Annotated in this window: 7 protein-coding genes and 1 pseudogene; 4 read left to right on the top strand and 4 right to left on the bottom strand. The window is 60.7% G+C overall.

Annotation, left to right across the window (positions count from 1 at the left end; translation table 11 throughout):
• Positions 1-53: 53 nt before the first annotated feature.
• Both XcuCFBP2542_RS18305 and XcuCFBP2542_RS18300 read right to left on the bottom strand, forming a co-directional pair.
• Entirely contained in the window at positions 54-875 is an 822-nt protein-coding gene (locus XcuCFBP2542_RS18305) for a hypothetical protein (RefSeq protein WP_104605630.1), read from the bottom strand.
• A complete protein-coding gene (locus XcuCFBP2542_RS18300; protein ID WP_158251468.1) occupies positions 872-1519 on the bottom strand; it encodes a response regulator transcription factor in 648 nt (215 codons plus the stop codon). The genes XcuCFBP2542_RS18305 and XcuCFBP2542_RS18300 overlap by 4 nt, the downstream gene beginning before the upstream one ends.
• 389 nt (positions 1520-1908) lie before the next feature.
• Between XcuCFBP2542_RS18300 and XcuCFBP2542_RS18295 the strand changes: the two genes are divergently transcribed.
• Positions 1909-2433, top strand: coding sequence for a helix-turn-helix domain-containing protein (locus tag XcuCFBP2542_RS18295; RefSeq protein WP_158251467.1), 525 nt, complete (start codon positions 1909-1911; stop codon positions 2431-2433).
• Between the two features lie 42 nt (positions 2434-2475).
• On the opposite strand, the gene XcuCFBP2542_RS19440 is transcribed toward XcuCFBP2542_RS18295, so the two are convergent.
• Complete coding sequence (locus XcuCFBP2542_RS19440) at positions 2476-2952, bottom strand: hypothetical protein (protein ID WP_146090362.1); 477 nt, start codon at positions 2950-2952, stop codon at positions 2476-2478.
• Between the two features lie 237 nt (positions 2953-3189).
• Positions 3190-3555: a SymE family type I addiction module toxin gene (locus XcuCFBP2542_RS18290; RefSeq protein WP_104605624.1), complete on the bottom strand. Its 366-nt coding sequence runs from the start codon at positions 3553-3555 to the stop codon at positions 3190-3192.
• A gap of 516 nt (positions 3556-4071) precedes the next feature.
• On the opposite strand from XcuCFBP2542_RS18290, the gene XcuCFBP2542_RS18285 reads away from it, so the two are divergent.
• The 3 genes and pseudogenes from XcuCFBP2542_RS18285 to XcuCFBP2542_RS18275 all read left to right on the top strand — a co-directional run.
• Entirely contained in the window at positions 4072-4761 is a 690-nt protein-coding gene (locus XcuCFBP2542_RS18285) for a hypothetical protein (protein ID WP_104605622.1), read from the top strand.
• Entirely contained in the window at positions 4758-6209 is a 1452-nt protein-coding gene (locus tag XcuCFBP2542_RS18280; RefSeq protein ID WP_104605620.1) for an XVIPCD domain-containing protein, read from the top strand. Before XcuCFBP2542_RS18285 ends, XcuCFBP2542_RS18280 begins: the two co-directional genes overlap by 4 nt.
• A 125-nt stretch (positions 6210-6334) precedes the next feature.
• A pseudogene (locus tag XcuCFBP2542_RS18275) lies at positions 6335-6733 on the top strand (XVIPCD domain-containing protein); the annotation flags it as partial.
• Positions 6734-7056: the final 323 nt, after the last annotated feature.

Here is a 7056-nt window from a genome sequence, read left to right as displayed (position 1 = left end):
ACTCCGCGTCGCCAAAGCTCAGTTGCATCGAAATCGTCCGCGTGGGTCGTCGGTTAATTGTCGCAGATCAGGCTGCTTTGTTCAGAGCGTCCGTAGAGCCCTCCCCGGCACAACAACCAGACCACGGAGGTGAACACCAGGATCCGCACCGCGTGGCGGTCGCCCGGCGACAACGACAGCGGTGGCAGCAGATCCAGCACCAAGGACATCACGCCCAGCCCCAGGCCGATCACCATCATCAGGTAGTTGCGCCGCCGCTGCGCATACGCATAGGCCAGGCAGACGGCAGCGACCAGCAACAGCACCTGCACCAGCGGCAGGACCACCTGCAGCAGGTGCTGGCGCTGCCAGACCGGTGCGATCCGCTCCACCGGCCCAAAGCGCACCGCCGACAGCCCACTGCGGACCTGCGCATCGCCGCGCAGCCGGATGGTCAGCGTGTTGCCGCCCACGCGGAAGGCACTGGAGGGCAGCACCACGTACATCGGCGCGTCGCGCCCCTGGCTGGAAGCGCCACGGGGCAACGCCAGCGGCGTGTAGGGGCTCAGCAGCGCACCGTTGAGCCAGAGCTCGCCGGCCATCGCCAGCCTGGGCAGGTAGATCGCCTGCGGTGTTGCGGGCAACCGCTGCAGCGTGAAGGCAATGCGGTACCAGGCCATCCCGCTGGTCGTGGGGCGGCGCGCACGCCAACTGTCGGGCAGGGTGATGGGCTGCCACCCATGCGTGGGGGGCAGCGGTTGGGCGCTGAGGACGAACTGTGCATGCGTCAGCGTCTGCGTGCCCGCGATGTGGGCCGGCGGACGCGCCGGATCGAACCACACCAGCGCCAGGGTCGCCGACAGCAGCAGCACTGCCAGCAACGCCACACGCATCATCGGATCAGCCCACGCAGCCGCGCCTGATTCACTGCCTGCACGCGGTTGTTCACCGCCAGCTTGTTGTAGATGTGCTTGATGTGGGTAGAAGCGGTATGCGCGGAAATCTGCAGATGCTCGGCGGTTTCGCTGACCGTGAAACCTTGCGCAATGCGGGTGAGGATCTCGATCTCGCGGGGTGTCAGCGCATCGGCAGGATGCGCCGGCGCGGCCGACACCGGCGCCAACCGCGCCAGCAGATGCTTGGCGATGTGCGGGGACAGCGGCGCACCGCCCTCGTGCACCAGCGCGACCGCGCGGACGAACTCATCGGCCGCACTGTCCTTGAGCAGGTAGCCGCGCGCACCGGCCTCGATGGCGCGGATGACATGCGCCTCGTCGCCGAAGATGGTCGCCACCAGCGTGGGCATCGGCGGATGCCGCTGCGCGCATTCGGCGATCAACGCACTGCCATCGCCGTCGGGCAGGCCCAGATCCACCACCACCACATCCGGCTGCGTGCGCGCCAGCAGCGCACGCGCATCCACCAGCGACCCGGCCCCGCCCAGCCAACGCAACCCCGCGTGTTCGCACGCCATGCGCTCGAACTCGGCACGTAGATGAGCATCGTCTTCGACGACGACGAGGGAAATCGGATCGGACATCGCAAGACCTTGGCAGGAACCGCCCAATGGCGGCAACGGAGAAACCCGGCCGCGGCAGCCTCCCCGGCACCACGGCCACGCGCAGCAGTGAAGGCCTATTCTAGGCCGCGATCCGCATGATCGACCTACCGCGTTCGCGGTAGGCCGCAGGCCACCGTGCCAATACCGCAAACACGGTACGCGCGCGCAAGACCCGGTTCCTAAGCTGTGCGCCACCGCCCGCACCACCACCCGTGGCATGGGCCGACCACCGTGTGCCAGACGGCCACGCGTGCACCGCTCCAGGGGAACCCATGTGCCAGTTCATCGCCCAACCTGCGCCACCACACCCGTTGCACGCGCGTCTGCTGACGCACGTAGAGCGGCATCTGCACGACCCCGCGCGGGGCATGACCTCGCTGCAGACAGACTTCGGGCTTTCGCGCGCCACCCTTTACCGCATCTTCCAGCAGCTGGGCGGCCTGCATGGCTACATCCGCGACCGCCGCCTGGACGCAGCCCACGCGCACCTTGTCAGCGCTCCCGACTGCAGCCTGACCTGGCTGCTCTACGAACTGGGCTTCAACTCCGAACGGCAGTTCCAGCGCGCATTCCTGGCCCGTTTCGGCATGGCACCGTCGGAATGGAAGCGGCAGTGCCAGAGCAGCGCACGGCTGGCGCCGCAGCGCAGGCGCCTGCAGTGGGGTCCGCGTGCTGTTGGCCAGTGCAACCACAGCCCCGCGAACCCTGCTGCCCCCGGGCCTGGAACGCCACCGGCAAAAGATCGCACCGGCTCCGATGGGTCCACTGGCTATTGCAGCGCCCCGTATGCAAGACGCCACGCCGACGGTCAGCATGCACAAGACCTCGCCTGCTCGGCGTTCGATCCCGCGTACGGATCACCATTGCCGCCTACCTCCAGCGCGTTGTCGTGAACCGGCACGACACCCTGCGGGGAACGGATCTTGAAGCAGGATTCAAGGATCCGGGAGGTTATCGGGGACTTCCCCTTTGCCCCTGTCGAATTTGTAGCTTTGCAACCGCCACTCCCCAAGGCCCGATGGAAGATCTTGGAGACCCCAGACATAAATCCAGGACTCGTACCCGCCATTGGGATAGGTCTGCGTCACTTCGATTGTTTCACCTGGAATGCCTGACGCAGGGAGCGGAACTGGCGGACCGCCAGGACCTTGAGACGCTGTCGCCATTGACGGTGAGCTGACTGGTCCTGAGTGCTTCACCGTCATGGTGCCACCCTGCAGAAGCGGTTGATATTCAGGCGAGCGCTTGGTGATCCAATCGCGTATTGCACCGATTTCAGGTGCACCGGCGCCGTAGACCTTTTGCGTAGTCAACACCGTGGTGACGTTCGTCTCCTTGGTACTGGCCGGACTGATTCCGGCGGTAGCAAGCAAAGCCACCATCAACACCACACTCAAGACTACCCGTTTCATACACGCATCTCCTTGTGCCACCCCCCTGCGAAATTTCTATATCACAGCTGCACTCTTCACATCAAGTCACCGCAGCTGATTTTCTCGCAGACCTGTGAATCACGCTGTAGTAGCGTCAGCGGCTGCGCTTCATCACCAGACTGATTACTGCTCCACTTCTCGAATGAATGAGAAAAAGGCATAGACACCAGTGCATCACAAGTGTTGGAATTGTCAGCAGCAATCCATGGTGTTGCTTCACGCGCAGCTCGATTCCGAATGCGCCACGCTGACGACCAGCTCGCCGTTGCGCATGCGGATGTTGAGTTTGCTGCCGATGGTGAAGCCGAGTTGTTCCAGCCAGCGGCCGCGTAGACGCAGCGTGGGGATGCGTTGGTCGCTGACGGGGTAGTAGCCGTAGCCGACGGTGCAGTGGTGCGGGGCACGCGGGTGGCCTGGGCGGCGCGGCTTGCTGGGATCGGGGTGGGGCTCGGGGATGGGGGTGCGCTCGAGGTAAGGCCGCGGCGGGATCGAGGGGTCGAGCGAGTGCCAGCCGATCTCGGTGGGCGGCGGCAGCGTGGCGCGCTTGCGTGCTGACGTGGGACTGGACGTGGATCGACGCATGGCAGAGCCCTCCTTGACGAACAGGCCCCGCCGCCGGGTGGCGACGGGATGTCGGGAGGTTAGAAACCGCACACAGTCGGCGGGCGTATTTCCCCGAAGGGTGTTGTATTAGCCGCCCTCCCGACGCAGGCAACGCGTCGGTTGTGCCAGCAAGATGCTGCAGGCACAAAAAACCCACCGGTTTGACGGAGGTGGGTACCGCTGTGTGAGGAGTTTCTACGCTCCTTGGCGAAAAGACTGCTACGTGCTGCGTGACATGTCAACTGGCTGATGCTGGCAATCTGGAAAGCGTTGATAGAAGATCCCTTGCATCAACGTTTGAAGCAGCAAGGTCAGAGTTGGATTAAACCTAGAGAGATTGCTACTCCAAGCGCACCTCACCCTCCCGCAAATAGCTTTCCGTCCCCTCGCTATCCACCACCATCGCACCACTTAGGTTCGGGCTCGGTACTGCAGGACACCAACGGTGCGAAAAACAACTGACCAGCATCGCGATGTCGCGTGAGTAGGATTCCAATGATAAAAATCAGCTTCCGAAACCTGCTTCCCTTGCTGCTGCTTTCACTAGCGCTACCAAGTGCATGCGCTCGCACGCCTGGTGAAGCGAGACGGGATGCAGGCACGCCATCTGCTATAACACAGACGCCAACCTCTTCAGATAAAGGCAAAAGCAACGAAAACAGCGCCGATGTCGTCTCTTCCAACACTACTCTGCAAGAATTGGAACGCCGGCTGTTGCGCTTCATCGATGGACTAACAGCGCCCGCGGATCTGAACTACCCGAAGATGGAGTCGGCACTTGGCATCAAGCTTGGACCGCCGTCTGATCCGGCATACCCGTGGCGTGAAGTAAAGGAAGTTCCTCTGGCCGAAGGCTATGGGCTCTACGCGACGCATCGCCCAACGAAAGATGGATTCTCGCGGATAGAGGTTGCAGTGACTCTACCTGACCATAGCAACCCCACGCGCATACCTACGTCTACTTGCATCTGGCAAGCAGAAGCACTCTCCAAAGCGCTTGAAGGGATGGGATACACGCGCGGCGGGCAGCGGCCTTTTCAGGGTGGATGGCTCCGCCAGCATTGGCGCGCGATCAACGACGGAAGTCAGATTTTTTCGGTCTCATTGCTTCTTTATCGAACCAATGAACAAGGCAGTCCACAAGAGTGCGCTTACAGCGTAAAGATCGATGGAGGCAAGCCATGAACCGAGTTGACCCACGTATCGAGCCTCTACTTGCCCAGATGGCAAAGGATCCTGCACTTCCTGCTGGTGCCGAGGCGAGCATCCGGCAGACAATTGCTGAGTCACCCTACCTTTCAAACCTGCTGGGTGATGCCATTGAGAAAGGCCGAATTGATGCGATTGCTGTGTCGCATGGACAGAACAACGGAGGTCACTTCCAGGACGGTAAAGACGGAAAGGCGGGCTCACTCAATGTCAGTGAAGTAGCGTTCAAAGACTTCGCAGGATCAGAGCGCATCGACTACCTCACCGAGATCATGGGCCATGAAACGATGCACGGCGTGTTGGCCCAGCATCGTGCCGACGCCCTTGCCGATTTCGGCAAAAGCATGGGCAACCGGATGCAGGACGCCTATGACAATCGGGAGAATCAGGTCGACCTGACTGGCACTACGCGTGTTTACCTGGATTCCACGCGCGCAGACGAAGCGCTGTCGGAGATCTCAGGAATGCGTGCCTTGCATGATCGAATCAAACATCTGAATCCTCAGATGTCCGACGGCATGGTTAAGCGGGAATTGCTCGACCGGTCCAGCAGCCGGTGTGTCGTGAGGCAACCGAACGGTGCTCCGCAATTCGCGGACGGGCTGACTTACGATGCACTCACCAAGCAGCCCTTTTCGCGCGACGATGCGCTGACCAAGTCGGTTGAGCAGTGCTTTTATGACAGCAGTGGCACGCTAGGCCCACATGGCGATTCCGACTATCGGAACTACTATGGCGTCAATCCGATCAGTCACATCGCGCAGAACTACGCGCATCTGGCGCATGACCGCCAGCCTCCGGAAGTCCGCATCGATCTCAAATTGTTAGGCCTGGACCCAAGACAGCTAGAGCGCAACGGGCTGGACCTCGGGCCTGCAAAGACCTTCAACATCGTTGACCTTGGCAAGGACGGCTATGGCATGGTCCAGCTCAAGGACACGGGCGCACGCGGCGTTAGCTCTCCCAATCTTGCGGCACCGAACGAGCCAAACCGCAGGCTTACCCCTGCAGAAGCGGGGCACCCTGACCATGCCATGTATCAGCAGATCCGCAGCAAGGTGGAGCAGCTGGACGCCGCAAATGGCCGCACGTTTGACGCGACCAGTGAAAGGATGACAGCCAGTCTGCTGACGCTAGCCAAAGACAACGAGCTAACCCGGGTGGACCATGTGCTGCTCAGCGAAAAAACCGAGGATCTTCCAGCTGCACAGAATATATTCCTGGTACAGGGCAGACCGGATGACCAAGCAATGTTGCGTGCACAGATGCCCACTGTCGAAGCGGCCCAACGTCCGGTGCAGGAGAGCTTTTCGCAACTGGAATCCGTCAACCAACGCCTGGAACAAGATCGCGTGCGGGAACAATCGTTGGAGCAGCAGCGCTCGCAGGAGCAACAGCAGCGCGGGCCGACTCCGCCGCTGTGAGAATTCCAATACGACCGCAATTGGATTAATGCCAGGGTGCACTTCATCTTTTATAAGTGGAGAATTATTTGACTCTGACCCTATTCCTGATTCCTGACCCTATTCCTGACCCTATTCCTGGTTCTGACCATGCCATGTATCAACAGATCCGCAGCAAGGTGGAGCAGCTGGACGCCGCAAATGGCCGCACGTTTGACGCCACCAGCGAGCGGATGACAGCCAGTCTGCTAACGCTAGCCAAAGACAACGGGCTAACCCGGGTGGACCACGTGCTGCTCAGTGAAAAGACCGAGGATCTTCCAGCTGCACAGAATATATTCCTGGTACAGGGCAGACCGGATGACCAAGCAATGTTGCGTGCACAGATGCCCACTGTCGAAGCGGCCCAGCGTCCGGTGCAGGAGAGCTTTTCGCAACTGGAATCCGCCAACCAACGCCTGGAACAAGATCGCGCACGGGAACAATCGTTGGAGCAGCAGCGCTCGCAGGAGCAACAACAGCGAGGCCCCGTTCCGTCGCTTTGAGGCGATGACGTGTCGCACCTACCATCAAAACGGTCGGCAGCTCCTCGCTTTCGACAAGGAACGGGGGCTGATGCCTAAATGAATCTGACTCCGTACTCGATGTGCAGTCTAACGTCTGAATCAAGTCGTCCAGGGAAGCGGTGTCGGCTTGAATGAATTATTAGGAGTTTCCGCGTAAGATTGCAGCCCTATTATGCTCGGAGGCTTGCGCAAGCCTTGCAAGAATTCCTATAATCCTACTGTGTCATAAAAATGTTATTCTGCAGGCAATCCACACCGTGCTGAGATGAACATGGCCGCAGTCAGTCACCAAGCGCGTTTTT

Origin of the sequence: Xanthomonas cucurbitae, from assembly GCF_002939885.1 — a bacterium.
GTDB classification, from domain to species: Bacteria; Pseudomonadota; Gammaproteobacteria; order Xanthomonadales; family Xanthomonadaceae; genus Xanthomonas; species Xanthomonas cucurbitae.
The sequence above is the reverse complement of the archived record's forward strand: the minus strand, read 5'-3'. Positions and strand labels throughout refer to the sequence as shown.